Raw genomic sequence first — 23,457 nt, forward strand, 5'->3', positions numbered from 1 at the left:
ATGTCCTTCTTCGACGATCTGGTCGCCGCGACCGCAGCAGAGCGGGCCGCCTTCGCCGCCGTCCCGCAAATCCGCGATGGGCTTGCGGGGCGGATCAGCCGCGAGACCTACGTGGCCTATCTGGCCCAGGCCTATCACCACGTCCGCCACACAGTGCCGCTGATGCAAGCGACGCGCGCACGGCTCGACGACGATCACGCCGTCTTCAAGTCCGCCCTGGACGACTACATCGCCGAGGAGACCGGCCACGAGCAGTGGATCCTGAATGACATCCGCGCGGCTGGCGGCGATCCGGACCGGACCGTTCGCGAGGGTCCGAACGTGGCGACCGAGATCATGGTGTCCTACGCCTACGACACCATCCAGCGCATCAATCCGATGGCCTTCTTCGGCATGGTCTATGTGCTGGAGGGGACCAGCATTCAGCTGGCCAGCGTCGGCGCCGAAGCCGTTCAACAGAGCTTGGGGCTGCCGCCCGCGGCCTTCACCTATCTGATCTCCCACGGCGCCCTGGATCAGGACCACATCCTGTTTCTGAAACAGCTACTGGACGGCGTGTCGGACGCCGACGATCGCGCCGCCATCGTCCACATGGCCAAGGTGATGTTCGGCCTGTTCGGCGGCGTGTTCGCCTCCATTCCTCACGTCGCCGCGCGGGAGACCGCCGATGCGATTTAAGGATCGCGACGTCCTGATCACGGGCGGGTCGGGCGCCCTGGGCCGACGGGTGGTGCAACAGATCAGGCGCGACGGCGGCCGTGTCGTCGTCATCGCCCGCGCGCTCATGGACGGTCAGGAAACACTGATAGGCGATCTTTCCACGCCCCAGGGTCTGGAGGCCGTCGCGGCAACGGTCGCCGCCCGGCCATGGGACGTGCTGATCAACATAGCCGGCATCCAGCACTTCGGGCCGCTGGAGCACCAGACGGCGGAGCACCTGCTGGCCAGCTACATGGTCAATCTGGTCGCGCCGGCCCGCCTGACACAGGCCGTCCTGCCCGGCATGAAGGCGCGCGGGCGAGGCCAGATCGCCAACGTCGGGTCGATCTTCGGCTCCATCAACTTCGCCCACTTCGCCACATACTCCAGCGCCAAGGCGGGGATGCGGGCGCTGAGCCAGTCGTTGCGGCGAGAACTGACCGGCACGGGCGTAGGCGTCACCTATGTCGCGCCGCGCGCGGTCGCGACCTCGTTCAACTCGGACCGGGTGAACGAGTTCGCCCGGCTCACCGGTATGGCCGTCGACGACCCGGATCGCATCGCCCGCCGTATCGTCAGCGCGATCCGCAAGGACCGCCGCGACGTCTACATCGGCTTCCCCGAGAGCCTATTCGTCCGGCTGAACGGCCTGGCGCCGAGCGTCATCGACGGCGCCCTGAAATCCAACGACCTAAAGGCCCGCGCCCTGTTCGCCGGCTGAAATCGAGAGAGGAAAAATTCCCATGAAACGCCCCCTGTTCGCCTTGGCCCTGATGGCCGCGCCCATGACGGCGGCGTCCGTCGCACACGCAGACGCCTGCGATGATCGTGTTCGCGGTCTTCAGCAGTCCTGGGACCACGTGAACTTCGAGGTCGCCCGAGGCGTCCGCACCGCCGAGATGGCGCGCCTGAACACCCAGGCGGACGCCGTCGTGGCCCAGTGCGGCAATCGTGCGGAGCCGCTGGTCTGGGACGCGATCATCACCGCCTCCGAGGCCGGTCTGCGCGGCGGCATCGGGGCCCTGGGTCTGGTTCGCGACGCCCGCTCCGAACTGGAACACGCGGAGCGGATCAATCCCCGCGCCCTGAACGGCGCCGTCTATGTGTCGCTCGGTTCCCTGTACGCCCAAGTGCCGGGCGCGCCGATCGGCTTTGGCAACCGTCAGCGGGCGCGCGAGTATCTGCAACGCGGTCTGGCCACGGCGCCCAACGACGTCGACGCCAACTTCTTCATGGGCGATCTTCTGTCCCGCGAGCATGATTGGGACGGCGCCGCCCGCTACCTGCAACGCGCCATCGACGCGCCGGCCCGTAACGGCCGCACCGTGGCGGATCGCGGCCGCAAGGCGGAAGCCCGGGCGCTGCTTGTCCGCGTCCAGCAGCATCACTGAGGCCGCACCCATGAACGCGCAAACACCGGGCGCCCTGCCCCTGGATATCGTGCAGCGCCGCCGCAAATGGTTCGCCGGCCTGGTGCTGCTGCTGCTCCTCGCCTTCGCCGCCAGCGTCCGGTCGGTCGTGATGCTCGGCGGCGGCTGGCACGAGGGTGTCGAGGCGCTCGGCCTGGCGCTGATCGTCCTGGCCATCGTCGGCCGGGCCTGGTGCTCGCTCTACATCGGCGGGCGCAAGAAGGCCGAGATCGTGGATCGCGGCCCCTACTCCGTCACGCGCAATCCGCTCTACGTCTTCAGCTTCCTCGGAGCGTTCGGGATCGGTGCGCAGACCGGCAGCGTCGTCGTCGGGGCGGTGTTCGCGATGGCCACCTTCCTTGTGTTTCTCAGGACGGTCGGCCGCGAGGAGGCCTGGCTGGCCGAGCATTTCGGATCGGCCTACACCGACTACCGCTCACGAACGCCCCGCTTCTGGCCGGACTGGGCCCTGTGGCGCGACACGGAGGAGTTGCTGGTCCGACCCGCCTTCTTCCTCAGGACGCTGCGTGACGGCCTGACCTTCCTGGTCGCAATCCCTGTCATGGAAGGGATCGAGCGTCTGCAGTCGACGGGGCTGATCGGCTTCCGGATCGGGCTCTTCTAACTCCGCAAAGACCGTCCGCTCCGGACGACTGCAGCCGCGATCGTTCGGAGCGAGCGCTATCGAGGCAGCGTGTCGACCCGCGCTTCGAGCCACGCATGAGCGTCGGACAGGATCTGGTTCCCGAACGCCTCGTCTTCGACCGCCCGCGAGAGCAGCAGCGCCCCGACCATGGTCGCCCAGACGCCGGTCGCATCACGTCGCGACTGCGCCGAGGCGTCATCCGAAAGGGTGGACGCGACCCGCTTCAGCTGGGCGCGAACGCCTTCGGTCATCGCCGCGCGCGCCGGCGTCGACTGGCGTTGAATATCCGCGCCCAGGGCGGCGGTGGGGCACCCCCCCGCAGCGTCCGTTCTATGCGCAGGCGAGAGATAACCGGTCAGAAAGGCGCGGATATCCAGCGGCTCCACCGGGCCCGCGGTCACCGGCGAGAAGACGTAGGCCACACTCTTGGCGAACAAGTCCTCCTTGGACTTGAAGTGCCCATAAAAACCGCCGTGAGTGAGGCCGGCGGCCTGCATGACCTCCGCCACGCCGACGGCGTCGAAACCCCTGGCCCGGAACAGTCGGCTGGCCTCTTCCAGGATGCGCAGGCGATTGGCCTGCATCTGGTCTCGACTGACTTTCATCCCCGCCTCCGCCTCACCCATTGACGTATAGATGATGGTCATCATATTTGCCAGTCAGATGATAGTCATCATGAATACGCGACGGAGCCCGATATGTCTGATACCCCCACTGTTTTGATCACCGGCGCGTCGAGCGGCATCGGAGCCGTTTACGCCGACCGCTTCGCACGCCGTGGCCATGACCTGGTGATGGTGGCGCGCGACGCCGCCCGGATGGACGCCCTGGCGGCGCAGCTGACCTCCGAGACGGGCGTCTCCATCGACGTCGTCAGGGCGGATCTCAGCCAGAGCGCCGACGTGGAGGCGGTCGAGGCGCGACTGCGCGATGACGCCCGGATCGGCGTCCTGGTCAACAATGCCGGGGTGTCCGCCTCGGGCCGATTTGACCGGCAGTCGTCCGAGAATGTGCAAACGATATTCGATGTGAACGCCGCGGCCGTCTTGCGCCTGTCCCACGCGGCGGCTGGGCGGTTCGTGCGGGAAGGTCGTGGCGCGATCGTGAACATCGGCTCGGTCGTCGGACTGGCGCCCGAGTTCGGCCAGACGGTGTACGGCGCGACGAAGGCGTTCGTGCTGTTTCTGTCTCAGGGCATGGCGGTCGAGCTGGGCCCCAAGGGCGTCTACGTCCAGGCCGTGCTGCCGGCCGCGACCGCGACGGACATCTGGAACCGGGCCGGCGCGGACCCTTCCCAACTGCCCCCGATGATGGCGGTCGGCGAGATGGTCGATGCGGCCCTTGTCGGCTTTGATCGACGTGAAGCGGTGACCATCCCGCCTCTGCACGACGGCGCTCAGTGGGACGCCTTCCAGGCGGCGCGCCAGGCCATGCTCCCCGGCTTTGGCGAGACCACGGCTGCGCCGCGCTACAAGGCGGCGTCGTGATGCGCGGCTTCGTCCTGGACCGCTACGGCAAGACCGAGACCCTGCGGCTTCGCGACCTGCCGCTGCCGGTGGTGGGCGATCACGACGTGCTCATCGAGGTTCACGCCGCCGGCCTGAACCCGCTGGACGCCAAGATCCGCGACGGCGCCTTCAAGCCCATCCTGCCCTACAAGACCCCGCTGGTGCTGGGGCACGACGTGTCCGGGTCGATCGCCCGCGTCGGCAAGGCCGTCCAGCGGTTCAAGGCAGGGGACGCGGTCTTCAGCCGTCCGCGCGACGGCCGGATCGGGACGTTCGCCGAGTTCATCGCGGTGCATCAGGACGACGTGGCGCTCAAGCCCGCCAACCTGTCGATGGAGGACGCCGCCGGTGTTCCCCTGACCGCCCTGACAGCCTGGCAGATTCTGGTCGACCGTGCCGACGTGAAGCCGGGTCAGAAGGTGCTGATCCACGGCGGTACGGGCGGCGTGGGAATTTTCGCCATCCAGTTGGCCAAACACCTCGGCGCGACGGTCGCCACGACCGTCAGCGCGTCCAGCGCCGATCTCGTCCGCGCCCTCGGCGCCGATGTCGTCGTCGACTATCGCAGCGACGACTTCACGAAGGTGCTGAGCGGCTACGACTTGGTTCTGAACAGTCTGGACGGCGCGACGCTCGAGCGTTCGCTGGACGTGCTGAAGCCCGGCGACAAGTTGATCTCGATCTCCGGCCCGCCGGATCCCGCCTTCGCCAAGGCGCAAGGTCTGAATTGGGTTCTGCGCCAGGTGCTGGCCCTGACCAGCCGCAAGATCCGTGCGAAGGCCACCGCGCGCGGCGTCGACTACAGCTTCCTGTTCATGAAGCCGGACGGGGCGCAGCTTGCCCGCATCGCCGGATTGATCGAGGCCGGCGACATCCGCACGGTCACCGACCGGGTCTTCCCGTTCGAAGCCGTCAATGATGCGCTGGCCTATGTCGACACCGGCCGGGCGAAGGGCAAGGTCGTCGTCTCCGTGAAGACGTGAGAGGTTGAGCGAAGGTGCGTCTGGATAGCGCCGGCACGACGGGATAGGGTGTCCCGGGCGCGCCAAGGGGCTGTCCTCGCGGTGCGCTGGCTGAAACCATTTCAGCAAGCACGCGTATCTTGGCAGCAGGCGAAATACCCGACATCGGTCAAGATGTGCCAAGGCGCGTGCAGTGTCCGGTCCGCCACCCCTGAGAGACGATGAAGCAACAGGACAACTGGCACCTCACGGAGGTGGTCGAGCACGAGCTGGGGCGCGGCGATCCTTTCGCGGCGGCGATCCGCGGCACGCGCATGCCGATGGTCATCACCAACCCCCGCCTGGCCGACAATCCGATCGTCTTCGCCAACAAGGCCTTCCAGAATCTCACGGGTTATGAGCGGGACGAAATCGTCGGTCGGAACTGCCGCTTCCTGCAGGGGCCCGAAACCGATCCTGATTCAGTCCTACAGATCCGCCAGGCCATTGCCGCCGGCGAGGACGTTCAGGTCGATGTCCTGAACTATCGCAAGGACGGTTCGATATTCTGGAACGCGCTGTTCATGAGCCCGGTGCGTAACGCTGCGGGCGAGATCGAGTATTTCTTCGCATCGCAGCTCGACGTCACGGACCGCGTCGAAGCACAGGCTTCGGTCGAGAAGCAGAAGGCGCTGGTCGAGCGGGAAGTGTCGCTGCGGACGGCCGCTCTGCAAGCCGCGCTGGAAGCCAAGACGTTGCTGCTCCACGAGGTCGATCACCGGGTCAAGAACAACCTGACCATGATCGGCTCGCTGCTTCGGCTGCAGTCCAAGTCGCTGGGCGACCCCGTTCTCGCGGCCACGCTGAACTCGATGCTCGAGCGCGTGGACGCGCTGGCGACGGTTCATCGCCGCCTCTATCAGTCCGACGACATTTCCCGCTTCGATATCGGGCCGCTGGTCGAAACCATGACCCGCGACATCCTGGGCTCGGCCGGTCGCGAGGATATCCGTGCCGAGATCGACGTGGCGTCCGTCCTCGTGCCGTCACGCCATGCTTCGGCGATCGGCCTGATCGTCAACGAAGCGATCACGAACGCGATCAAGCATGGGTTCGCAAACAACCGCAGTGGCACGCTCAAGGTGGCGGTCTCGTCGGAGAACGGGACGGCCCGCATCGTCGTCGCCGACGATGGGCCCGGCATGACCACCCAGGCCCGGTCCGGCCTGGGCCGCACCCTGATCACCCGCCTATCGCGGCAGATCGAAGGAGAAACGGTCTGGCTGTCCGCCGAACCTGGAACGAAGGTCGTCATCAGTTTCCCGGTGGACGACTGACATGACGCACAAAGCCCTGCGCGTCGTCATCGTCGAGGATGAAGCCATCCTCGTGATGGACATCGAGGCCATGGTCGAGGATCTCGGCCATGTGGTCGTCGCAGAGGCTGCGTCGCTTCAGGACGTCGAGAAGATGGCGCTCGACCCCGCGCCCGACCTGGCGTTCGTGGACATGCAACTGGCCAGAGGCAGCAGCGGACTGGATGTCTGCGCCCTGATCCTGGACCGATGGCCCAATACGGCGGTGGTGTTCGTCACAGCGAACCCCGCCATGCTGCCGGATGACTTCCTGGGTGCGCATGGCGTCATTCCCAAGCCGTTCTCGCGTGCAGGCCTGATGTCGGCCATGCGTTTTCTGGAAGAGGGCATCCTCGACCCGCCGCCCTCGATTGACTCACCGCCCAGTTTTGTCGCGTCGCCGCGCATCTCGGCGGAATGGGCCGCGCACTAGGGTTCCGAGAACCGTTGTTCGGCGCTGTGACAGGCGGGCTGGTCAGCGAGTGGTGCGGGCGGCCGGGGTCGAACCGGCATGGGCATAGCCCGACGGATTTTCGTACCACTTCGGCTTTCGCCGCCACGCCGAGGCGCGTTCGTGGTCTGGACTATCCCTTCGTCATAGCCTGATGGCCTTAGACGCCGCCCGTCTAGTCTCTACACCTTCCCGTCCGGGGACGGGCTTGGCTCGGGATCGCCATTTGACAGGGTTCCCCGACTTTGAGCGGTTCTACGTCCGGGATTTCCCCCGGCGCACTCAATCCTCAGCTTAAGTCCGTTGCGTCTACCATTTCGCCACGCCCGCGAGCCGAGCCGCTGTATAGCCACGTTAAGGTTGGATCGCCAAGGCGACGGCGTGAGACCTGACGACTAGTGAGCCGCAGCCTCCGCCGGACGCATGGCTCGGAAATCGACGTCGGAATCGGCGATCAGCGAGACCAGGGCGGCCCAGGCGGCTACGTTCTGGGTCAGTTGCGCCGGGTCGATCTTGTCGAGGGTGTCGTTGGCCGTGTGGTGCAGGTCGAAGTAGCGCAGACCATCCTGGCGCAGGCCAAAGACCGGCACGCCGGCCGTGGCCAACGGGCCTATGTCCGCGCCGCCGTGCAACTCGGGCTGGGCCGAGGCCAGGACGCCGATCGGATAGAGCACCTGGTTGGCGGCCTTGGCGAAGTCGCTACCTTGCGCGCCGGGCGGGAGGCCGAGAGCATAGACGCGGTCGGCGCCGAAGTCGCTTTCGCCGGCGATGATGTGCTGCTCGACCGCCGTGCCGATGCCCCGCAGATAGGCACCGCCGCCGTTGCCGGTGTCGGTGGGCTGGTTCACCTCTTCGGAGCCGTAGAGGACGACGCGGACGGTGCGGGCCGGGCGGCCGTTGTCGGCGATGGCGCGCGCGGCGGCCAAGGTGATGGCGCCTCCGGCCCCGTCATCGATGGCGCCGGTGCCCAGATCCCAGCTGTCCATGTGCGAGCCCAGCACGATGACCTGTTCCGGATGGGTCTTCCCGGTGATCTCGCCGACCACGTTCTGGGAGGTGGTCTGGTAGGTGCGGGCGGTCGAGGAGAGGTGGACATGGACGGTCTCGCCCCATTCAATCAGGCGGCTGATCTGGTCGGCGTCGGGCGCCGAGACGGCGAAGGCCGGGATGGTCTGAAGGCCGTTCTCGTAGCGCGTGGTGCCGGTATGCGGCAGGCGGTTCTCGTCCGACCCGACCGAGCGGATCAGGAAGGCGGCCGCGCCCTTTGCCCGGGCCACGCCGGGGCCGAGGCCGCGCACGCGGGTCTGGGGCCCATAGCCGGAGCCGTCCTGCATCGGGTGCATCTGACCCAGATCGACGAAGGCGATCTTGCCGTTCAGAGGCCCGGAGGCCTCAAGCGCCGCCAGGCTGGTGAAGCGAACCACCTCGGCCTCGACGCCGCCCTCGGGCGTGCCGGGGGCGTGACCCAGCGAGGCGACGGCCAGCGGCTGGGCGTGGTCGCCGACGATGGCGCCGCTCTCCTGACCGCGCTCCCAGCCGACCAGCGGGAAGGTCTCGATACGGACGTTCTGAAACCCGTGGCGGCGCATGTAGTCGGCGGCCCAAGCGGCCGCAGCCTGTTCCGCCGGCGATCCGGCCGGGCGTGGACCGAAGCGGGTGGTCAGCTGGGTGACGTAGTCGAGCGCGATGTTGTCGGCCATCGCCCGGTCGCGGATCTGGGCCGCGCGCGCGATCCCCGCGGTGTCCTGAGCCATGGCGGGAGCGGCCGAAAGGACGGTCAGGACGCCGGCGAGGCCGGCCAATGCGCGGTAGGAGATCATGGGGACGCCTGAGAACTGGGAGGCGCGGACCCTAACGTCGCCGCGCCGACGACGAAAGACACGAACGGAAGCGTTAGCCTCCGGCCTCAGCCTTCGTGCTTGAAGTAGGGCTCGACCGGCCCTTGCAGCTTGACCGTCAAAGCCTTGCCGCGACGGTCGACGCGGTTGCCGACGGCCAGACGGACCCAGCCTTCCGAGACGCAATATTCCTCGACGTTGGTCTTTTCCTCGCCCTTGAACCGGATGCCCACATTGCGGGCCAGGGCATCGGCGTCGTGGAAGGGGCTGTCGGGATCGACCGAGAGGCGATCGGGAGGCGTGTCGGACATGGTCGGGCCTTTGGCTCGGCTCTTCAGGCAAGGAAGGCGCGGGTGATAGCGGCGGCCGGCGCTCGGGACAACCTCCGCGCCGTCCTTGGCTAGTTCACCGACTGACGGGGCTGCGCCGGGGTGTCAGCCTGGTAGGACTGCGGCGCGGCCGGCGCTGCGGCGGCCGGTGATGGAGCAGATGCGGCGGGCCGGTTCGCGGCGGGCCGATTGGCGGCCGGACGCGGCGCCGGGCGGCGCGGCGCCTGACGCGCGGCGGGTCGAGCCGCCGCCGCAGCCGGCTGGGCGGCCGGCGGCGTCGAAGCGGCGGGCGCGGCGGCGTCCGTGGCGGCCGGCGCCGGGTCGGGCGTGGCGGCCGTAGCGAGACGCGCGGCCTGCTGCTGGGCTTCGAACCGGCGCGCCATCTTCTCGGTCAGTTCCTTGGCGGCCGGGGCGGGCATCTGGGCCATGATGGCGGCCAAGGTGCGCGGGCGCATGGCGGCGGCGACCGGCAGGCGGACCTTGTCGTCCAGGGTGGCGAAGACGGCGGCCGCCTCACGCGGGCGCATGGCCGAATAGACCTGAACCAGCCGATTGACCTCGGCCTGCTCGCGCTCGCCGACCTGACCCAGCAGGGCCTGGAGTTCGGCCTTGAGGCTGTTCAGCGCCTGGGTCTTGGCGTCCAGCTTCTCCTCGGCGGCGGCCATCAGCGGCAGCTGGGTGGCGAAGTCGTTGTCGCGCATGTCCAGCTGGGCCCGGCGGTCCTTCAGCGACTGCAGGACGCGCAGTTCGGCGGGCGACAGGCCGGCCTGCTGCGCCAGTTGCTCGGGCGTCAGGGCGCATACGGCGGGCGCGGGCTTTGCGGCGCCCGGATCACCGGCGGGCGCGGCGGCGACCGCTTCCTCGGCCCAGGCCTTGGCCCCGTCGAACAGGCCCGGCGCGACGCCGATGGCGCGCACGGCGACGACGCCGCCGATGGCGACGGCGATCAGGGGCAGAAGGCGGGGATATTTGGCCATCGGGCTCTACTCAAACTTCAGGCGGCGAAGAGGTCGTCGTCCAGACTACGACGGGCCCGGTTCAGGCTTTCCTTCGCAGCTTGGTTAGCGGCCAGGGCTTGCAGGACGGGCGTGAAGCGTTCGACCTGCTCGGGATTGAGGAGGCTGTTCTCCCTCCCCCGCGTGGGGAGCGACGGCGAAGGCGCAGCCGAAGCCCGGGTGGGGCTCGAGAGGGCATCCAGAGCGGAATGGGTAGCGGGGGTGATCAGAACTTCACCCCCCCGGTCGCTGCGCGACCTGCCCTCCCCATGAAGTGGAGGGAGAGGCCCGCGGGCCGTCTCAGCCCGATGCATCAATGCCTCCAGCTCGGCCTTCACCGCGCGCGCCTTGACGATGCGGTCGTGCAGCAGGTCCGTCTCCTGACCGGACGCTCGCAGCGAACCCAGCGCGGCCTCGGCGCGGGCGGCGGCGGTGTTCAGTTCCGAAACGGCGCCGGCGAAGGCGACCTGGCCTTCGCGCAGGGCGGTCAGCTTGCGCTCCAACCGCACGCCGTAGCCGAGGGCGGCCACCAGCAGCAGCATCAGGACGCAGTCGAGGATCACGCCGGTCATTTGCGTCCACTCTTGATGGCGTTGGCGGCGTCGACAGTGATCGGGCCTTCGACGCGTATGGCGATATGCTGGCCTTTGCGGCCCATGCGTCCGGTGGTCAGCGGGATGGAGCCGGCGCGGATCGAGATCTCGCTGTCCGGGGTGGCGTTCAGCATGAAGGTGTCGCCGACCTTGAGATCCAGCACTTTGGACAACGGAGCCTGCTGCTCGTCGAGGACGGCGCGGACCTCGGTCTCGGTGGTCCAGAGTTCGGTGGCCAGGTGGCCTTCCCAGATGTTGTCGCGGCCGAACTTCTCACCCATGAACTGCTGCAGCAGCAGTTTGCGGATCGGTTCCAGCGTCGAATAGGGCAGCAGCAGCTCCACCCGGCCGCCGCGATCTTCCATGTCGATGCGCAGCTTGACCAGGATCGCCGCGTTGGCCGGGCGCGCGATGGCGGCGAAGCGCGGATTGGTCTCCAGCCGGTCGAGCGTGAAATGAACAGGCGTCAGGGGCTCGAACGCGGCCTGGGCGTCGGCCAGGATGACCTCGACCATCCGCTGGACCAGCACGCGCTCGATCGTGGTGTAGGGCCGGCCCTCGATGCGCAGCGCGGCCGTGCCCCGGCGTCCGCCCAGCAGCACGTCGACGATCGAATAGATCAGATTGCTGTCGACCGTCAGCAGGCCGTAGTTGTCCAGCTCCTCCGCTCGGAAGACGGCCAGAATGGCCGGCAGCGGGATGGAATTCAGATAGTCGCCGAAGCGGATCGACGAGATGTTGTCGAGGCTGACTTCGACGTTGTCTGACGTGAAATTGCGCAGGCTCGTCGTCATCAACCGCACCAGGCGGTCGAAGACGATTTCGAGCATCGGCAGGCGTTCGTAGGAGACCAGCGCCGAGTTGATGATGGCGCGGATGCCGGTCCGCTCGGACGCATCGTCATCGCCCAGATCAAAGCCCAGCAGGCTGTCGATCTCGTCCTGATTGAGCACGCGTTCCGACAGGACCGGCGGGCGGTCGCCGCCGTCGGGGCCGACGGCCAGGGGATCCATTTCGGCCGTCGCGGTGTCGCTCACGGCTATTGCACCAGCATTTCTTCGATCAGCACGGCGTCGACCTTGCCGGGGGCGGCGATCAGGTTGACGCGGCGCAGTATCTCGGCGCGCAGCTGATAGCTGCCGGCCGAGCCGGCCAGATCCTCGGGACGCAGTTCGCGCAGGAAGCCCTGGAACATGTCCTGCATCCGGGGCGCCTCGCCCTGGAGGGTCGAGGCCAGGTCGGCGTCGTGCATCTCCAGCGTCAGCTTCAACTTGAGAAAGGTCGGGCGGCTGTCGGGCGACTGAATGTTCACCACCATGTCCGGCAGGGTGTAGAAGGTGACGCCGTCGGGGCCCTCGGTGATCTTGCCCAGCGACGGGTCGGCCTCGCCGCCTTCGCCGCCGCCGCCGTGACCGCCGCCGCCCTTCTTCTCTTCCTTGCCGTGGCCGCCCTTCTTCTCTTCGCCATGACCGCCGGCGGCTTCCTCGCCATGCGCATCGGCGGCGGGCTTGGGCTTCATCAGCACGAAGGCGGCCGCGCCGCCGCCGCCCAGCACCAGCAGCGCCGCGACCGGGGCGATGATGAACAGCAGGGGCAGCTTCTTCTTGGCGGGCGGGCCATCGCCCTCCCCGCCTTCGCCGCCCTCGGTCGTCGCCGGCAGATTGGCGTCGGCGTCCTTGGCCGCGCCCTTCTTCTTGCCGATCTTCAACATGAACCGAGGCCCCAGTGATGCAGGGTCCAGTAGCGCCGGTTTTGGTTAACGGGACGTTGAGGAACGGCAAATCCTGCCGGGCGCCCAGGTGGGCTTGGCCGCTGAAAGGCCCGTTCCGGCTGGATTAACCCTGTTGGCACGGTCGTTGCGAGGGGGCTGGGCGAAGGAGCCTGCCGCCGTGGAAAACGCCGCCTACATCGGACTGTCCCGCCAGATGACACTGCGTCGTGAACTCGACGTCGTGGCGAACAACATCGCCAATGCGGACACCACCGGCTTCAAGGTCGAGCAGCTGATGGTCGGCGAAGAGGTCGGCGCGCGGGCTCGCAACGACAACATCCGGCCGGGCGCCAGCTTCGTGATGGACCACGGCGTCGGCCGCGATTTTGGCCAGGGCGCGCTGCGCCAGACCGAACGGCCGCTGGACTTCGGCATCGAGGGCGAGGGCGCTTTCTTCGCCCTGAAGGACGGTCAGGGCGACGCCTACACCCGCGACGGCGCCTTCCTGCTGGACCCCGAAGGCAAGCTGGTCACCGAAGGCGGCGCGGCCGTCCAGGGCGACGGCGGCGACATCGTCCTGGACCCGGCGCTGGGCTCGCCATCCGTCGGCGCCGACGGGACCATTTCTCAGAACGGCCAGCCTGTCGGTCGCCTGACCGTCGTGCGCTTCGACACCCTGGCGGCGCTCAGCAAGGGCGGAGACGGCCTCTATCGCAACGCCTCGAACGCGCGGCCGCTAGAAGCGACCGACGCGCGCGTCCGCCAGGGGATGCTGGAAGGCTCGAACGTCAACCCGATCGTCGAGATCACAAACCTGATCGAGATCCAGCGCGCCTACGAAAGCGTCAGCCGGATGATCGACAACACCACCGACCTGTCCCGTCGCGCCGTCGAGCGCCTCGGGCGGGTGTCGTAGGAGCTAAGACATGCGCGCGTTGAGAACCGCCGCCTCGGGCATGGCCGCCCAACAGCTGAACGTGGAGGTCATCTCCAACAACATCGCGAACATGAACACCGTGGGCTACAAACGCCAACGGGCCGAGTTCCAAGACCTGCTGTACCAGAACATCGAACGGATGGGCGCGCAGTCGTCCAGCCAGGGAACCGTCGTTCCGACCGGCATCCAGATCGGCGTCGGCGTCAAGGCGGGCAGCGTCTACCGCATCACCGAACAGGGCACGCCCAGCCAGACCGGCAACCGTTACGACCTGGCCATCGACGGGCGCGGCTATTTCCAGATCACCATGCCGTCCGGCGAAACGGCCTATACCCGCGCCGGCAACTTCGCCGTCAACGGCGAGGGCCAGCTGGTCACGGACGACGGCTATGCGGTCGAGCCGGCCATCACCATCCCTCAGGACGCGATCGACGTGACGGTGTCCAAGTCGGGCGAGGTGCAGGTGACGACGCAAGGCCAGACCACGCCGCAGGTGGTGGGTCAGCTGGAACTGGCGACCTTCTTCAACGAGGCGGGTCTGGAGGCGGTCGGCGACAACCTGCTGATGGAGACGGCCGCTTCCGGCGCGGCGACCATCGGCACCCCTGGCGAGACCGGCTACGGCCAGCTGCTGCAGGGCTACACCGAAAGCTCCAACGTCGATGCGGTCAGCGAAATCAGCGCCCTGATCATCGCCCAGCGCGCCTACGAGATGAACTCCAAGGTCATCACCACCGCCGACCAGATGCTGTCGGTCGCCAACCAGAGCAAGAGCTGAGCGATGCGACTGATCCTGTCCCTCGCGGTCCTGGCGCTGAGCGCCACCTCGGCCCTGGCCGGACCCGTCACGCTGAAGGCCGAGCCGGCCGACGACGACGGCCGCGTCACCCTGGGCGACCTGTTCGACGGCGCCGGCGGCGCGGCGAGCGTGGTGGTGGGCGTGCGCTCCGGCCCCTCCGCCGTGTTCGAGGCCGGTCAGGTCCAGGCCGCCGCCGCCCGCGCCGGATTGAGCTGGAGCAACCCCCAGGGCCTGCGCCGGATCGTCGTCCGCCAGGGCGCATCGGAGGCCTCCGCCTCCGCCCAGAACGCCGTCGCCACGGCGGGCCGGCCCGGCGCGACCGTCGAGGTTCTGACCTATGTCCGCAGCCTGGCGGCGGGCGACGTGGTCCAGCCCGAAGACGTGGCCTGGACCCAGGTGCAATCGCACATGGCCCCCGCCGGCGGTCCGCAGGACGCGGAGGTCGTGATCGGCCTCAGCGCCCGCCGGGCCCTTCGCGCCGGCGCCGTGGTCGCCACCCGCGACCTGACAGCGCCGCAAGTTATCGCCCGCAACGACATGGTGCAGGTCGCCTTCGTCGCCGGCGGCGTCACCCTGACTGTCACGGGACGGGCCACGCGCGACGCCGCGCGAGGCGAGGCCGTGCCGGTCCTGAACACCACGTCCGGCCGCACGATCGATGCGGTCGCCACGGGTCCGGGCCGCGCCATCGCCGGTCCCGCCGCCCTGCAAGCCCGTTCCAATTCCCAGTTCGCGTCCCGCTAAGGAAGCCGTCCCATGCGCAAGTTGATCGCCCTCGCCGCCTTCACCGCCTCCGCCGTGCTGGCCGGCTGCTCGACCGTCGCCGAGACGGTGCGTGGCCCCGAGCTCGCCCCCATCGGCTATCCGGCCGCATTGGTGCCGGTGTCGCAGCAGTATCTCGCATCGCCCGCCACCCAACGCCCCGAGGCCAGCCCGGCCAGCGCCAACAGCCTGTGGCGGACCGGCTCGCGCACCTTCTTCGGCGACCAGCGCGCGCGGCGCATCGGCGACATCCTGACCGTCAACATCGACATCGACGACCGCGCCCAGACCCAGAACTCGACCCAGCGGACGCGCTCCAACGACATCTCCGCCGGGGTCTCGAACTTCTTCGGCCTCGAGAACAGCCTGGGCCGCGCCTTCCCGGGTGGTTTCGACCCGTCGAACATGGTCGGCATGGAAGGCGGGGCCAACTCGTCCGGCTCCGGCTCGGTCAACCGCTCCGAGAAAGTCAGCCTGACCATCGCGGCTGTCGTCACGGACATCATGGCCAACGGAAATCTGGTGATCCAGGGTCGGCAAGAAGTGCGCACCAACCGCGAGGTGCGCGAGCTGACCATCGCCGGCATCGTTCGGCCCGAGGACATCTCCAGCGCCAACACCATCGCGCATACCCAGATCGCCGAGGCGCGCATCAGCTATGGCGGCCGGGGCGACATCACGCGCGTGCAGGCCGCGCCCGCCGCCCAGGCGCTGGCGGAACGCTTCAGCCCCTTCTGACAGGCGCGGCGCCGGCGCCACACTTCGCCGGATTGGGGTTCGGTTAACCAAGATGGATGAACCGTAAACGGCCACTCGCGTTTTCCCTGGCGAACGCGAGTGCCCCCTATGCTGAAAGTCCTGATCCCCGCCGCCGCCGCCTTGGGCCTGATCGCCTTCGCCGCGACCACCCAGGCCACTGACGCGACCAGCAGCAGCGACGCCCAGCCCGGCATGGCGTGGCACGTCAGCTATGAGGGCCCGATGGCCAAGCTGGCGTATGGGGTCGAGAACTCCGACCAGTTGGCTCTGATGATCACCTGTGCGCCGGGCGACCGCGCCGCTGTCGTCTATGGTGACGTTCAGCCGGTGTCGCCGCGTCTGACCCGCGCCGCCTACAGCGCCGCCGTCGATCCGCTGTCGGGTGGAGAAGCGGAAGAAACCCGCCTTCCCCTGACCGATCCCAGCCTGGCCGGCCTGAGCCGCACCGGCCGGATGCAGGTGGAGGGCGAGGCCGGTCGCTTCGTCCTGACCGCCGACCGAGATGAGCAACGCGCCGCGCGCGCCTTCATCGACTATTGCTCTTCCAGCCGCACTTGATCAGATCACGCCTTCGCGGTCGCGGAGGGGTTGAACCATGATGGCGCTGCTTTTGATCGCGAACCTGCAGGGCGCGCAGCCGGCCTGGACCTGGTCGCTGTATGAGGCGGACGGGCTGGTGGTTCTGGCCAACGAAATCCCGGACACCCCCCGACTGAGGGCGACACTGGAGTGCGCACCGGGCACGGGTTTGGCGACGCTGGCGCTCTACGGGCCTGGTGCAACGGGCATGGCGACGCTGACGGCTGGCGGCGCGACGGCGGCGACCCAGGCCGAACGGGCGCAGGGCGATCGGCTGGAGATGGCGCTGCGAACCGATCATCCTGTGTTCCAGGCCCTCGCGGCCGAGGGACAACTGGACGTCCGGATCGGCGAACAGACGCGGACCGTGGATTTGAACGGCCAGGGACTGCCGATGCTTCGGCGCTTCGCCGGACGTTGTGGAGGCTGACAACCATGCGCCGCTTGCTTTGCATCATCGCCCTCAGCGCCTTGGCCGCGGCCTGCGCGACCCGGCCGGCGCCCAGTCCGACCGCAGCCATCGCATCGCCCGCGCCCACGCCCGGCCGCGACTGGCGCCTGATCGAGGATCCGCAAGGCGACACCCGACTGGCCTATGGTGGCGAGGAAAGCGACGACCTGGCGCTGGCGCTGGACTGCGCGCCGGGCGCGCGGCGTCTGACATTGAGCGGGCCCGCCGCGACCGGCGTTCGGCCCGAGTTTCATCTCGAGTCCGGCGGTGACACGGAGCGCTACGCGGCCCATGCCGAGGATGCCGGTTTTACAGACGGCGCGTGGCTGACAGCCGAGGCGGCCTCGACCGATCCGGTCTTCCTGCGCTTTCGCCGGCTGGGGTGGGTGGCGCTGTGGCGCGGTGAGCAACGCGAGATGCTGGCCGGACATGCGGGTTCGCTGGCGGGGGTGAAGCGGTTCTTCGACGTTTGCGAAGGCGCCGCCTCCTGATCGCTTGACGCACGGGGCGCGCCCGGTGTCCTGTCCCGGCGTTCAGTGGAGGGGCCGATGCGGCGAATGATCCTGGCGACGGCGAGCGCCGTCCTGATGGCTGCGGCCGCGATCCCAAGTCTGGCAGGGGCGCAAACCACGCCCGCAACGGCGACGGCGCCGAGCGAAGAGGACGCCGCCCTGGACGCCGTGATCCGCGACGTCGAGACCTATCAGCGCGCACTGGACCCCATCTCGGCCGGTTTCGAGGGCGACAAGGCCGCGCTGAGCCGCCTGCCCGACGCGTCGCGTGAGTTCGAGCTGGCACAGCGCGCGCCGACGCAGGCCTTCATCGACCGTCTGGAGGCCATCGACGCCGCCAAGCTGAGCGCCGAGGGCAAGATCAACCACAGCTTCCTGCTGTGGACCCTACGCCGCTCTATCCAGGGCCTGGACCTCGACACCGGGCGGCTGGCCTTCGATTCCGAGGGCGGGCCCGGCACTTGGGTGCAGTATCTGGGCACCGGCACGCGCATCACCTCGATGGCCGACGCCGAAGCCTGGATGAGCCGCATCGCCGGCTTCGCCACCATCTACGAACAGACCATGGCCAACGCCCGGCGCGGTCTGGCGACCGGCATGGTGCAGCCCAAGTCGGTGGTCGAAAGCGCGCTTGTCCTGGCCCGCAACGACGTGGCCGTGACGCCCGAGAACGACGCCATGCTGGCGCCCTTCAAGACCTTGCCCGCCTCCATGTCGGCGGATCAGCAGGCCGTGCTGCGGACCCGCGCGGCCGATCTGGTGGCCCGGCGCATCACGCCGATGCGCCGGCAATGGCTGAGCTTCCTGCAGGACGAGTACCTGCCCAAGGCGCCCGAAGCGCCGGGTCTGGCCCACCGCCCGGGCGGGCGAGAAATGTACGCCTATCTGATGGCCGGCTACACCACGACCGACCTGACGCCGGACCAGGTGCACCAGATCGGCGTCGAGGAAGTCGCACGCATTCGCGCCCGTATGGACGGCGAGATGCACGCCGCGGGCTGGACCGGCGACTTCGCCGGTTTCCTGAACTTCCTGCGCACCGATCCGCAGTTCTACAGCCAGACCCGCGAGGACCTCCTGGAGAAGGCGTCGGAGATGGCCAAGCGGGCCGACGACGGCTTGCCGGCCCTGTTCGCCACCCTGCCCCGCCTGCCCTATGGCGTCCGGCCCGTGCCGCGCGACATCGAGGAGACCTACACCACCGGCCGCTACAACGGCGGCTCGATGCAGAACGGCATCGCGGGTGGCTATATGGTCAACACCTCTCACCTAGACCAGCGGCCGCTGTACGAGCTGCCGGCGCTGACGCTGCACGAGGCCGTGCCAGGCCACCACATCCAGATCGCCCTGCAGCAGGAGGCGGCGGATCAGCCCTATTTCCGGCGCAACGCCAACGTCACCGCCTATACCGAGGGCTGGGGCCTCTACGCCGAATATCTGGGCGAGGAAATGGGCTTTTACCGCACGCCGTACGAGCGTTTCGGGCGCCTCAGCTATGAGATGTGGCGCGCCTGCCGGCTGGTGGCGGACACCGGCCTGCACTGGCTCGGCTGGTCGACCGAGCAGGCGCGCGCCTGCTTCCGCGACAACTCGGCCCTGGCTCCGCACAACATCGAGACGGAGCTGCAACGCTACATCGGCTGGCCGGGCCAGGCGACGGGCTACAAGATCGGCGAGATCCGCCTGCGCGCCATCCGCGCGCGGGCTGAGGCGGCGCTGGGCGACCGCTTCAATGTCCGCACCTTCCACGACGCCATCCTGGTGGACGGCCCGCTGCCGCTGGACCTGCTGGACCAGCGGATGGACGCCTGGATCGCGGAGCAGGTCGCCAAGCCGGCGGAGTGATCCTCAGCCCTGGGCCGGAGCGCCCGGCACGCGCATGGTCATGTCTTCATAGGGCGTGGCCGGTGTCTGGCCGGGCGGCAGGGCCATGGGCGCCGGGTCGCCCTCGAGCGGCAGCGACTTGATGTAGCGATACAGCGCCCGCTTGTCGGCCTCGGCCATGGCGCGGACGCTGGGCCAGGGCATGGGCGGCAGGCCCTCGCGCGTCGAGAGCATCTCGACAAAGGCGTCCTCGGTCATGCCGGCCACGGTGCGGCGCAGGTTGTTCGGATAGCTGGTCCCCCACGCCCCGTGGTAGCCGACGGCCTGGCCCTTCAGCCACTCCGTCTCCGGGACCTTGCCGCCGGTGCGCGCGTAGTTGGGGGTGTGACAGTCGTTGCAGCCGCCGGTCATGACCAGATATCGCCCCGCGGCGACGTCCGTCGCGGCCAGCACATGCGGCGTTTCGGCGGACACTGGCGCAGCGGGTCGCTGGCACGCGGTCAGGGCGGCCGCGGCCATGCTCAGGACGATAATGGATCTGGCGGTCATGATGTTCTCTCCGGGATCTGGTGAGAGAACAGTGTCATACCGCCCATGACAAGCGCTACCTCAGGCCTAGCTCCGCCCGGCGTCTCTTGGACAGCGTGGCGGCGACGATGAGGTGCGCGATGCGCAGGTGGTCGGTCAGCTCCTCGTCGGGCCACTCGGCCGGATCGGCCAGATGAACCCATTTGTGGTGTGCCAGATAGGGAGCCGGGCGGGCGCGGCCGGTCTCGGTCAGAACCTCATAGGCGATGTCCGAGACCTTAAAAGACAGGCCTCCCATGCCGCCGACCTCGGCGAACATCTTGCCCCCGACCTTGTAGGCGTCGTGGGTTTGGTCGAACGGATGCTCGACCGTGACGCCCCGCAGAGCCAGGCAGACCTTGCCCACGCCCTGCCCGTCCACGATCAGGCCTCGACGCCGACGCCGATCGGGCAGACGACGCCCGTCCCGCCGATGCCGCAGTATCCGGCCGGGTTCTTGGCCAGATAGCCCTGGTGATAGCCCTCGGCGTAGTAGAAGGGCCCCAGCGGCGCGATCTCGGTGGTGATCTGGCCGCGCCCGGCCTTGGTCAGGGCGTTCTGATAGGCGGCCCGCGAAGCCTCGGCCTCAGCCTTCTGTTCGTCGTTCAGATAATAGATGGCCGAGCGGTAGGTGGTGCCGACGTCGTTGCCCTGGCGCATGCCCTGGGTCGGGTCGTGGTTCTCCCAGAACGTCTTCAACAGCTCGGCGTAGCTGATCTCTTCGGGATTGAAGACAACCTGCACGACCTCGGTCTGGCCGGTCAGGCCGGTGCAGGTCTCCTCATAGGTCGGGTTGGGCGTGATCCCGCCCGAATAGCCGACGGCGGTCACCCACACGCCCGGCAGTTTCCAGAACGTCCGTTCCACGCCCCAGAAACAGCCCATGCCGAAGACGGCCGTCTCGAACCCCTCCGGATGTGGTCCCTTCAGCGGGCGGCCATTGACGTAGTGGACCTCGTCGGTCGGCAGCGGGGTGGACCGGCCCGGCAGGGCGGTCTGGGCGGTCGGCATTTCGGCGGATTTGCGGAACAGCATCGGGGGCTCCGTTGATGGTGTCTGGCGGGGATATGGGTACGCTGACACCCCGGCGCGAGATGCGATGATCTTGCTAGGTCGCTGACACGTGGGCGGCCGGTCCGCTCCGACGGAGCCAGGCGCCCAATGTTTCCCGGTAAGCCTCTCCTGCAGACCACGTCACGCTGCGCGGCGCGGTCACGGACGCGCAAACGCTCCCCGTGAACACCCCTGCGCCGTCATACTGACTGAAGGCGCCGTAGGCGCAGTGATACCCGGTCTGGTCGAGCGTCAGCCGCGTCGTCTCCAGCAGCAGGGGCGGCGTCGTCAATCCGCACCTGAGCGCCTTCGAGAGCGCCTCACGAAGGGTCCAGGCTGCGGTCAGTCCGACATCCTCGTCGAGGAAGGCGCCGATCCTCTCGAGTTCACGCTCGCTGGTGTGGCGCAGCATGGCGTCGCGATGACCGGCTTCGACGCGTTCCACGTCGACGCCGAAGGGGCAGGCCTCTGGAAAGGCCATCGCGATGGTGGTGTCGCCGGCGTGGCTGATCGAGACCTGCAGACCTTCCAGACCCGGCCCGATAACCACTGGCTGCCCGAACACGCCCGGAATGACCGACACGTGCAGGGGGTCGGTTCCGGGTGCGAGGCGCGCCAAGGCCGCCTTGGCGGTCGTGCGCCCCGCGATCAGCGTTCTGCGTCGCCGGTCGTATCGGAGCGCCGGCAGGAGCGCCGTTTCCGCCTCGCTGAGCACGCCGCCGGAGACATCCAGACGACCTCCGATCAGGATCGCGAAGGCCACGCGGTACGGTCGGCCGGCGACGTCGACCTCGAACGCCGCGTCGTCGCGAAACGGATCGGCCGTCGCTGCCTGCGCGCTGGGCACGCCTATTCGCGCCAGTGCTCGGCGATGAAAGGAGCGTGCCGACAGTTCAGGTGGCTGCCGTCGATGACATGCTGCGGCTTGGTCTTGCCGGCGAAGGACACCACGCACGCCCCTTCGGGCGGCGCGGCGACGCCCTCGGGATTGTCATGCTTGGCGTAGGCGTTGCAGTCCTGGCGGAAGTAGACGACCCGCCCCTCTTCGAAGAAGGCCATCTCGGGGATCGAGCGATCGAGCCAGCGCTGGTCGGAAACGTGGCCTGGCGCGCCGCGATGGTGCTGGCAGGTCGCGACCGCCGCGGCGGGGTCGGCGACGAAGTCGTCCCAGACATGGGTCATGGTCCCAACCCGGTGCCGCAACAGCGCGCTGTGGCCCCGCGTATTGCCGCTCTGGTTCCGGCCTCGGACGATCAGGAAATCCTCCTCTGGCCTTTCGGTCAGGAAATCGACGTTGTCGATCAGGACCATGTCGATATCGATCTGGATCAGCAGCGCCCCGTTCAACCCGAGGAAGTCATCGCTGAAGACGGCCAGCTTGCGCGCGTTCCCGATATCCCAGTCGCTGAAGTCGTAGTTCGGCAATGGGTGGACGACGATGTCGTCTCGCAGTCCGTCCGGCTGATCGGTCAGGCAATGAAAGACATGCGGCGCCGTCAGGTGGCGAAGGAACATGGCGCGAAGCCTGTTCACGTCGTCGGCTGTATAGAGGTCGCCCCACATGAAGCAGCTGATGTGGATCGGATGCGTGGCCGCCTCGGCCGTCATGCGCCGGCGGCCGTCCGGTTCAGCCGCCCGATCGTCTTGCGGATTTCAGCCTCGTTCTTCGCCAGGTGCTCGGTGACGAAGTCGCGCTCGGTTGGCTCAAGCGACTGCCCGCATAGCAGACGGGCGATCACCTCGGGCTGATAGAACCGCAGCGCCGCCGAAAGAACGAACGCCTCGTCGATCAGATTGGCCGTCGTGCTGGGGGAGCAGATGTCGGCGATATTGTCGGATCCCAGGCGCACCGACACGCCATGGCTCAACAGTTCCAGGATTCGCGGCATGGAGTTGCCCGTCGGCGTCTGAAGCGGACGAAGCATGCGCATGCCGAGCGCCGCCGACGGACAGGCGATCAGCCCGATGTTCAGCTCGGCCATATCGTCCGCCAATCGAGCGAAGCGGTCGTCGTCATAGGTGGACGGCGATACCATGTGCACGGCCCAGACCATCGGTTCGCCGTCGCTGGAGCGCGGGGCGCCGTATTGGCGCACGGCCTGGACCAGCCGCTCAGTGCCGGTTTCCGACGGCTCGAAGCGCTGGTCCGTATGGACGTGGACCATCTGGCCCAACTCTTGAGCCAGCTCGAGCACCCGCCGGCAATGCTCCGAAAAACCGATGTGGGTCGGATAGTCGTCGATATCGTCCGCCTCTGGCAGGCAGCCGATGAAGTCCGCCCGCCTCGCGCCCTCCTCGAAGATCGCCCAGCGCTCGGGCTCTGCGTCGTCGAAGCCGAATGGCGTATAGGCGCCCAGGCGCAGATCGATCCGGTCCGCCCACTTCGCCTTGATCTGCTGCATCCAGTCCAGACCGGTCAGGCCCACCCGATCAGGCGTCACGTCCACCATGGTGTCGGCACGGCGAGTATCGACCCGCACCATGTCATCCAGAGCGGTCTCGACACGCTGAAAGAAGTCCTCGCGCTCGAACGCGGGGCCGGCGTGCAGGTCGGCGATCATGGAGTGCTTGCGCTTCAGCGAAACGTGGAAGTCCTCGGCCATCCGGTGGCCGACGCCCGGCATGTAGCGGTCGTCGAAGGTCTCGACGCGATCAAGATGCAGGTGGGCGTTCAGCATGCCGCCGCCGCTGCGCACCGCCTGCTGCAGGCGTTGGTACCAGACCTTAGACAGCGTGATC

29 protein-coding genes are annotated in these 23,457 nt (G+C 68.1%); 16 read left to right on the top strand and 13 right to left on the bottom strand.

The genetic code is table 11. The annotated features are described in order from the left end of the window. Genes ASG17_RS12340 through ASG17_RS12355 form a run of 4 tightly spaced genes read left to right on the top strand, consistent with a single transcriptional unit; the run spans position 1 to position 2,733 of the window. On the top strand, positions 1–678 hold the full coding sequence (locus ASG17_RS12340; protein ID WP_056104183.1) for a TenA family transcriptional regulator: 678 nt from the start codon (positions 1–3) through the stop codon (positions 676–678). After that, positions 668–1,420, top strand: a complete 753-nt coding sequence (locus tag ASG17_RS12345; protein ID WP_056104186.1) for an SDR family NAD(P)-dependent oxidoreductase — start codon at positions 668–670, stop codon at positions 1,418–1,420. Before ASG17_RS12340 ends, ASG17_RS12345 begins: the two co-directional genes overlap by 11 nt. 22 nt (positions 1,421–1,442) lie before the next feature. Then, the gene (locus ASG17_RS12350; RefSeq protein ID WP_056104188.1) at positions 1,443–2,090 is read left to right on the top strand and encodes a lipopolysaccharide assembly protein LapB; all 648 of its coding nucleotides are present in this window, start codon (positions 1,443–1,445) and stop codon (positions 2,088–2,090) included. Between the two features lie 10 nt (positions 2,091–2,100). Then, complete coding sequence (locus tag ASG17_RS12355) at positions 2,101–2,733, top strand: isoprenylcysteine carboxylmethyltransferase family protein (protein WP_056104191.1); 633 nt, start codon at positions 2,101–2,103, stop codon at positions 2,731–2,733. 56 nt (positions 2,734–2,789) lie between these two features. On the opposite strand, the gene ASG17_RS12360 is transcribed toward ASG17_RS12355, so the two are convergent. Further along, complete coding sequence (locus ASG17_RS12360; RefSeq protein WP_235560446.1) at positions 2,790–3,404, bottom strand: TetR/AcrR family transcriptional regulator; 615 nt, start codon at positions 3,402–3,404, stop codon at positions 2,790–2,792. 48 nt (positions 3,405–3,452) lie between these two features. On the opposite strand from ASG17_RS12360, the gene ASG17_RS12365 reads away from it, so the two are divergent. From ASG17_RS12365 to ASG17_RS12380, 4 genes are all read left to right on the top strand, one after another. Then, the gene (locus ASG17_RS12365) at positions 3,453–4,241 is read left to right on the top strand and encodes an SDR family oxidoreductase (RefSeq protein WP_056104194.1); all 789 of its coding nucleotides are present in this window, start codon (positions 3,453–3,455) and stop codon (positions 4,239–4,241) included. Beyond that, a complete protein-coding gene (locus tag ASG17_RS12370; protein ID WP_056104198.1) occupies positions 4,241–5,245 on the top strand; it encodes an NADP-dependent oxidoreductase in 1,005 nt (334 codons plus the stop codon). The genes ASG17_RS12365 and ASG17_RS12370 overlap by 1 nt, the downstream gene beginning before the upstream one ends. 200 nt (positions 5,246–5,445) lie before the next feature. Continuing rightward, positions 5,446–6,540, top strand: a complete 1,095-nt coding sequence (locus ASG17_RS12375; protein WP_056104200.1) for a PAS domain-containing protein — start codon at positions 5,446–5,448, stop codon at positions 6,538–6,540. A gap of 1 nt (position 6,541) precedes the next feature. Then, positions 6,542–6,991 carry a response regulator gene (locus ASG17_RS12380; protein ID WP_056104203.1) on the top strand — a complete coding sequence of 150 codons (450 nt, stop codon included), beginning with the start codon at positions 6,542–6,544 and terminating at the stop codon, positions 6,989–6,991. Positions 6,992–7,404: 413 nt separating this feature from the next. On the opposite strand, the gene ASG17_RS12385 is transcribed toward ASG17_RS12380, so the two are convergent. The 6 genes from ASG17_RS12385 to ASG17_RS12410 all read right to left on the bottom strand — a co-directional run bounded on the left by ASG17_RS12385 (position 7,405) and on the right by ASG17_RS12410 (position 12,475). Further along, complete coding sequence (locus ASG17_RS12385) at positions 7,405–8,829, bottom strand: M20/M25/M40 family metallo-hydrolase (RefSeq protein WP_056104207.1); 1,425 nt, start codon at positions 8,827–8,829, stop codon at positions 7,405–7,407. Between the two features lie 86 nt (positions 8,830–8,915). Continuing rightward, the gene (locus ASG17_RS12390; RefSeq protein ID WP_056104210.1) at positions 8,916–9,158 is read right to left on the bottom strand and encodes a DUF3297 family protein; all 243 of its coding nucleotides are present in this window, start codon (positions 9,156–9,158) and stop codon (positions 8,916–8,918) included. A gap of 89 nt (positions 9,159–9,247) precedes the next feature. Continuing rightward, positions 9,248–10,153 (bottom strand): MotE family protein, encoded by a 906-nt coding sequence (locus tag ASG17_RS12395; RefSeq protein WP_056104211.1) that lies wholly within the window; start codon positions 10,151–10,153, stop codon positions 9,248–9,250. Between the two features lie 17 nt (positions 10,154–10,170). Next, positions 10,171–10,743 carry a DUF6468 domain-containing protein gene (locus ASG17_RS12400; protein ID WP_056104214.1) on the bottom strand — a complete coding sequence of 191 codons (573 nt, stop codon included), beginning with the start codon at positions 10,741–10,743 and terminating at the stop codon, positions 10,171–10,173. Continuing rightward, complete coding sequence (fliM, locus tag ASG17_RS12405; RefSeq protein ID WP_056104411.1) at positions 10,740–11,777, bottom strand: flagellar motor switch protein FliM; 1,038 nt, start codon at positions 11,775–11,777, stop codon at positions 10,740–10,742. The genes ASG17_RS12400 and fliM overlap by 4 nt, the downstream gene beginning before the upstream one ends. 26 nt (positions 11,778–11,803) lie before the next feature. After that, entirely contained in the window at positions 11,804–12,475 is a 672-nt protein-coding gene (locus ASG17_RS12410) for a flagellar basal body-associated FliL family protein (RefSeq protein WP_056104217.1), read from the bottom strand. Positions 12,476–12,653: 178 nt separating this feature from the next. On the opposite strand from ASG17_RS12410, the gene flgF reads away from it, so the two are divergent. The 8 genes from flgF to ASG17_RS12450 all read left to right on the top strand — a co-directional run bounded on the left by flgF (position 12,654) and on the right by ASG17_RS12450 (position 19,119). Then, positions 12,654–13,391, top strand: coding sequence for a flagellar basal-body rod protein FlgF (gene flgF, locus ASG17_RS12415; protein ID WP_056104219.1), 738 nt, complete (start codon positions 12,654–12,656; stop codon positions 13,389–13,391). Between the two features lie 10 nt (positions 13,392–13,401). After that, positions 13,402–14,190 carry a flagellar basal-body rod protein FlgG gene (flgG, locus tag ASG17_RS12420; RefSeq protein WP_056104221.1) on the top strand — a complete coding sequence of 263 codons (789 nt, stop codon included), beginning with the start codon at positions 13,402–13,404 and terminating at the stop codon, positions 14,188–14,190. Positions 14,191–14,193: 3 nt separating this feature from the next. Next, positions 14,194–14,955, top strand: a complete 762-nt coding sequence (flgA, locus tag ASG17_RS12425; protein ID WP_056104223.1) for a flagellar basal body P-ring formation chaperone FlgA — start codon at positions 14,194–14,196, stop codon at positions 14,953–14,955. A gap of 12 nt (positions 14,956–14,967) precedes the next feature. Beyond that, positions 14,968–15,711, top strand: a complete 744-nt coding sequence (gene flgH, locus ASG17_RS12430) for a flagellar basal body L-ring protein FlgH (RefSeq protein WP_056104225.1) — start codon at positions 14,968–14,970, stop codon at positions 15,709–15,711. A gap of 108 nt (positions 15,712–15,819) precedes the next feature. Then, positions 15,820–16,290 carry a hypothetical protein gene (locus ASG17_RS12435; RefSeq protein ID WP_056104228.1) on the top strand — a complete coding sequence of 157 codons (471 nt, stop codon included), beginning with the start codon at positions 15,820–15,822 and terminating at the stop codon, positions 16,288–16,290. Positions 16,291–16,327: 37 nt separating this feature from the next. Further along, positions 16,328–16,741 (top strand): hypothetical protein, encoded by a 414-nt coding sequence (locus ASG17_RS12440; protein ID WP_235560447.1) that lies wholly within the window; start codon positions 16,328–16,330, stop codon positions 16,739–16,741. Positions 16,742–16,746: 5 nt separating this feature from the next. Then, positions 16,747–17,253, top strand: coding sequence for a hypothetical protein (locus ASG17_RS12445; RefSeq protein WP_056104233.1), 507 nt, complete (start codon positions 16,747–16,749; stop codon positions 17,251–17,253). 57 nt (positions 17,254–17,310) lie between these two features. Beyond that, the gene (locus ASG17_RS12450) at positions 17,311–19,119 is read left to right on the top strand and encodes a DUF885 family protein (protein ID WP_056104235.1); all 1,809 of its coding nucleotides are present in this window, start codon (positions 17,311–17,313) and stop codon (positions 19,117–19,119) included. 3 nt (positions 19,120–19,122) lie between these two features. Here ASG17_RS12450 and ASG17_RS12455 read toward each other — a convergent pair whose 3' ends face one another. From ASG17_RS12455 to ASG17_RS12480, 6 genes are all read right to left on the bottom strand, one after another. Then, a complete protein-coding gene (locus ASG17_RS12455; RefSeq protein WP_200935082.1) occupies positions 19,123–19,647 on the bottom strand; it encodes a cytochrome C in 525 nt (174 codons plus the stop codon). A gap of 55 nt (positions 19,648–19,702) precedes the next feature. After that, positions 19,703–20,047 carry an MmcQ/YjbR family DNA-binding protein gene (locus ASG17_RS12460; RefSeq protein WP_056104238.1) on the bottom strand — a complete coding sequence of 115 codons (345 nt, stop codon included), beginning with the start codon at positions 20,045–20,047 and terminating at the stop codon, positions 19,703–19,705. Positions 20,048–20,049: 2 nt separating this feature from the next. Then, positions 20,050–20,700 (bottom strand): peptide-methionine (S)-S-oxide reductase MsrA, encoded by a 651-nt coding sequence (gene msrA / locus ASG17_RS12465; protein WP_056104242.1) that lies wholly within the window; start codon positions 20,698–20,700, stop codon positions 20,050–20,052. Between the two features lie 73 nt (positions 20,701–20,773). Next, positions 20,774–21,565, bottom strand: a complete 792-nt coding sequence (locus tag ASG17_RS12470) for a 4'-phosphopantetheinyl transferase superfamily protein (RefSeq protein WP_056104245.1) — start codon at positions 21,563–21,565, stop codon at positions 20,774–20,776. 2 nt (positions 21,566–21,567) lie between these two features. After that, entirely contained in the window at positions 21,568–22,326 is a 759-nt protein-coding gene (locus ASG17_RS12475) for a hypothetical protein (protein ID WP_056104248.1), read from the bottom strand. Beyond that, entirely contained in the window at positions 22,323–23,396 is a 1,074-nt protein-coding gene (locus ASG17_RS12480; RefSeq protein WP_156367854.1) for a hypothetical protein, read from the bottom strand. The genes ASG17_RS12475 and ASG17_RS12480 overlap by 4 nt, the downstream gene beginning before the upstream one ends. Positions 23,397–23,457 lie beyond the last annotated feature (61 nt).

Source organism: Brevundimonas sp. Leaf363 (assembly GCF_001424025.1).
Taxonomy (GTDB): domain Bacteria; phylum Pseudomonadota; class Alphaproteobacteria; order Caulobacterales; family Caulobacteraceae; genus Brevundimonas.

What these genes read in the sequence shown, in the direction of transcription:
- ASG17_RS12350 (WP_056104188.1), top strand. Translation starts at nt 1,443, where the DNA reads ATGAAACGCCCCCTGTTCGCCTTGGCCCTGATGGCCGCGCCCATGACG.
- ASG17_RS12445 (WP_056104233.1), top strand. Translation starts at nt 16,747, where the DNA reads ATGCGCCGCTTGCTTTGCATCATCGCCCTCAGCGCCTTGGCCGCGGCC.
- ASG17_RS12385 (WP_056104207.1), bottom strand. Translation starts at nt 8,829, where the DNA reads ATGATCTCCTACCGCGCATTGGCCGGCCTCGCCGGCGTCCTGACCGTC.
- ASG17_RS12410 (WP_056104217.1), bottom strand. Translation starts at nt 12,475, where the DNA reads ATGTTGAAGATCGGCAAGAAGAAGGGCGCGGCCAAGGACGCCGACGCC.
- ASG17_RS12480 (WP_156367854.1), bottom strand. Translation starts at nt 23,396, where the DNA reads ATGCTGAACGCCCACCTGCATCTTGATCGCGTCGAGACCTTCGACGAC.
- ASG17_RS12475 (WP_056104248.1), bottom strand. Translation starts at nt 22,326, where the DNA reads ATGACGGCCGAGGCGGCCACGCATCCGATCCACATCAGCTGCTTCATG.
- ASG17_RS12395 (WP_056104211.1), bottom strand. Translation starts at nt 10,153, where the DNA reads ATGGCCAAATATCCCCGCCTTCTGCCCCTGATCGCCGTCGCCATCGGC.
- ASG17_RS12435 (WP_056104228.1), top strand. Translation starts at nt 15,820, where the DNA reads ATGCTGAAAGTCCTGATCCCCGCCGCCGCCGCCTTGGGCCTGATCGCC.
- ASG17_RS12380 (WP_056104203.1), top strand. Translation starts at nt 6,542, where the DNA reads ATGACGCACAAAGCCCTGCGCGTCGTCATCGTCGAGGATGAAGCCATC.
- ASG17_RS12390 (WP_056104210.1), bottom strand. Translation starts at nt 9,158, where the DNA reads ATGTCCGACACGCCTCCCGATCGCCTCTCGGTCGATCCCGACAGCCCC.
- ASG17_RS12360 (WP_235560446.1), bottom strand. Translation starts at nt 3,404, where the DNA reads ATGATGACCATCATCTATACGTCAATGGGTGAGGCGGAGGCGGGGATG.
- flgA (WP_056104223.1), top strand. Translation starts at nt 14,194, where the DNA reads ATGCGACTGATCCTGTCCCTCGCGGTCCTGGCGCTGAGCGCCACCTCG.
- ASG17_RS12375 (WP_056104200.1), top strand. Translation starts at nt 5,446, where the DNA reads ATGAAGCAACAGGACAACTGGCACCTCACGGAGGTGGTCGAGCACGAG.
- ASG17_RS12345 (WP_056104186.1), top strand. Translation starts at nt 668, where the DNA reads ATGCGATTTAAGGATCGCGACGTCCTGATCACGGGCGGGTCGGGCGCC.
- ASG17_RS12440 (WP_235560447.1), top strand. Translation starts at nt 16,328, where the DNA reads ATGATGGCGCTGCTTTTGATCGCGAACCTGCAGGGCGCGCAGCCGGCC.
- fliM (WP_056104411.1), bottom strand. Translation starts at nt 11,777, where the DNA reads ATGGATCCCCTGGCCGTCGGCCCCGACGGCGGCGACCGCCCGCCGGTC.
- ASG17_RS12370 (WP_056104198.1), top strand. Translation starts at nt 4,241, where the DNA reads ATGCGCGGCTTCGTCCTGGACCGCTACGGCAAGACCGAGACCCTGCGG.
- ASG17_RS12400 (WP_056104214.1), bottom strand. Translation starts at nt 10,743, where the DNA reads ATGACCGGCGTGATCCTCGACTGCGTCCTGATGCTGCTGCTGGTGGCC.
- ASG17_RS12450 (WP_056104235.1), top strand. Translation starts at nt 17,311, where the DNA reads ATGCGGCGAATGATCCTGGCGACGGCGAGCGCCGTCCTGATGGCTGCG.
- ASG17_RS12355 (WP_056104191.1), top strand. Translation starts at nt 2,101, where the DNA reads ATGAACGCGCAAACACCGGGCGCCCTGCCCCTGGATATCGTGCAGCGC.
- ASG17_RS12340 (WP_056104183.1), top strand. Translation starts at nt 1, where the DNA reads ATGTCCTTCTTCGACGATCTGGTCGCCGCGACCGCAGCAGAGCGGGCC.
- msrA (WP_056104242.1), bottom strand. Translation starts at nt 20,700, where the DNA reads ATGCTGTTCCGCAAATCCGCCGAAATGCCGACCGCCCAGACCGCCCTG.
- ASG17_RS12455 (WP_200935082.1), bottom strand. Translation starts at nt 19,647, where the DNA reads ATGACCGCCAGATCCATTATCGTCCTGAGCATGGCCGCGGCCGCCCTG.
- ASG17_RS12365 (WP_056104194.1), top strand. Translation starts at nt 3,453, where the DNA reads ATGTCTGATACCCCCACTGTTTTGATCACCGGCGCGTCGAGCGGCATC.
- flgG (WP_056104221.1), top strand. Translation starts at nt 13,402, where the DNA reads ATGCGCGCGTTGAGAACCGCCGCCTCGGGCATGGCCGCCCAACAGCTG.
- flgH (WP_056104225.1), top strand. Translation starts at nt 14,968, where the DNA reads ATGCGCAAGTTGATCGCCCTCGCCGCCTTCACCGCCTCCGCCGTGCTG.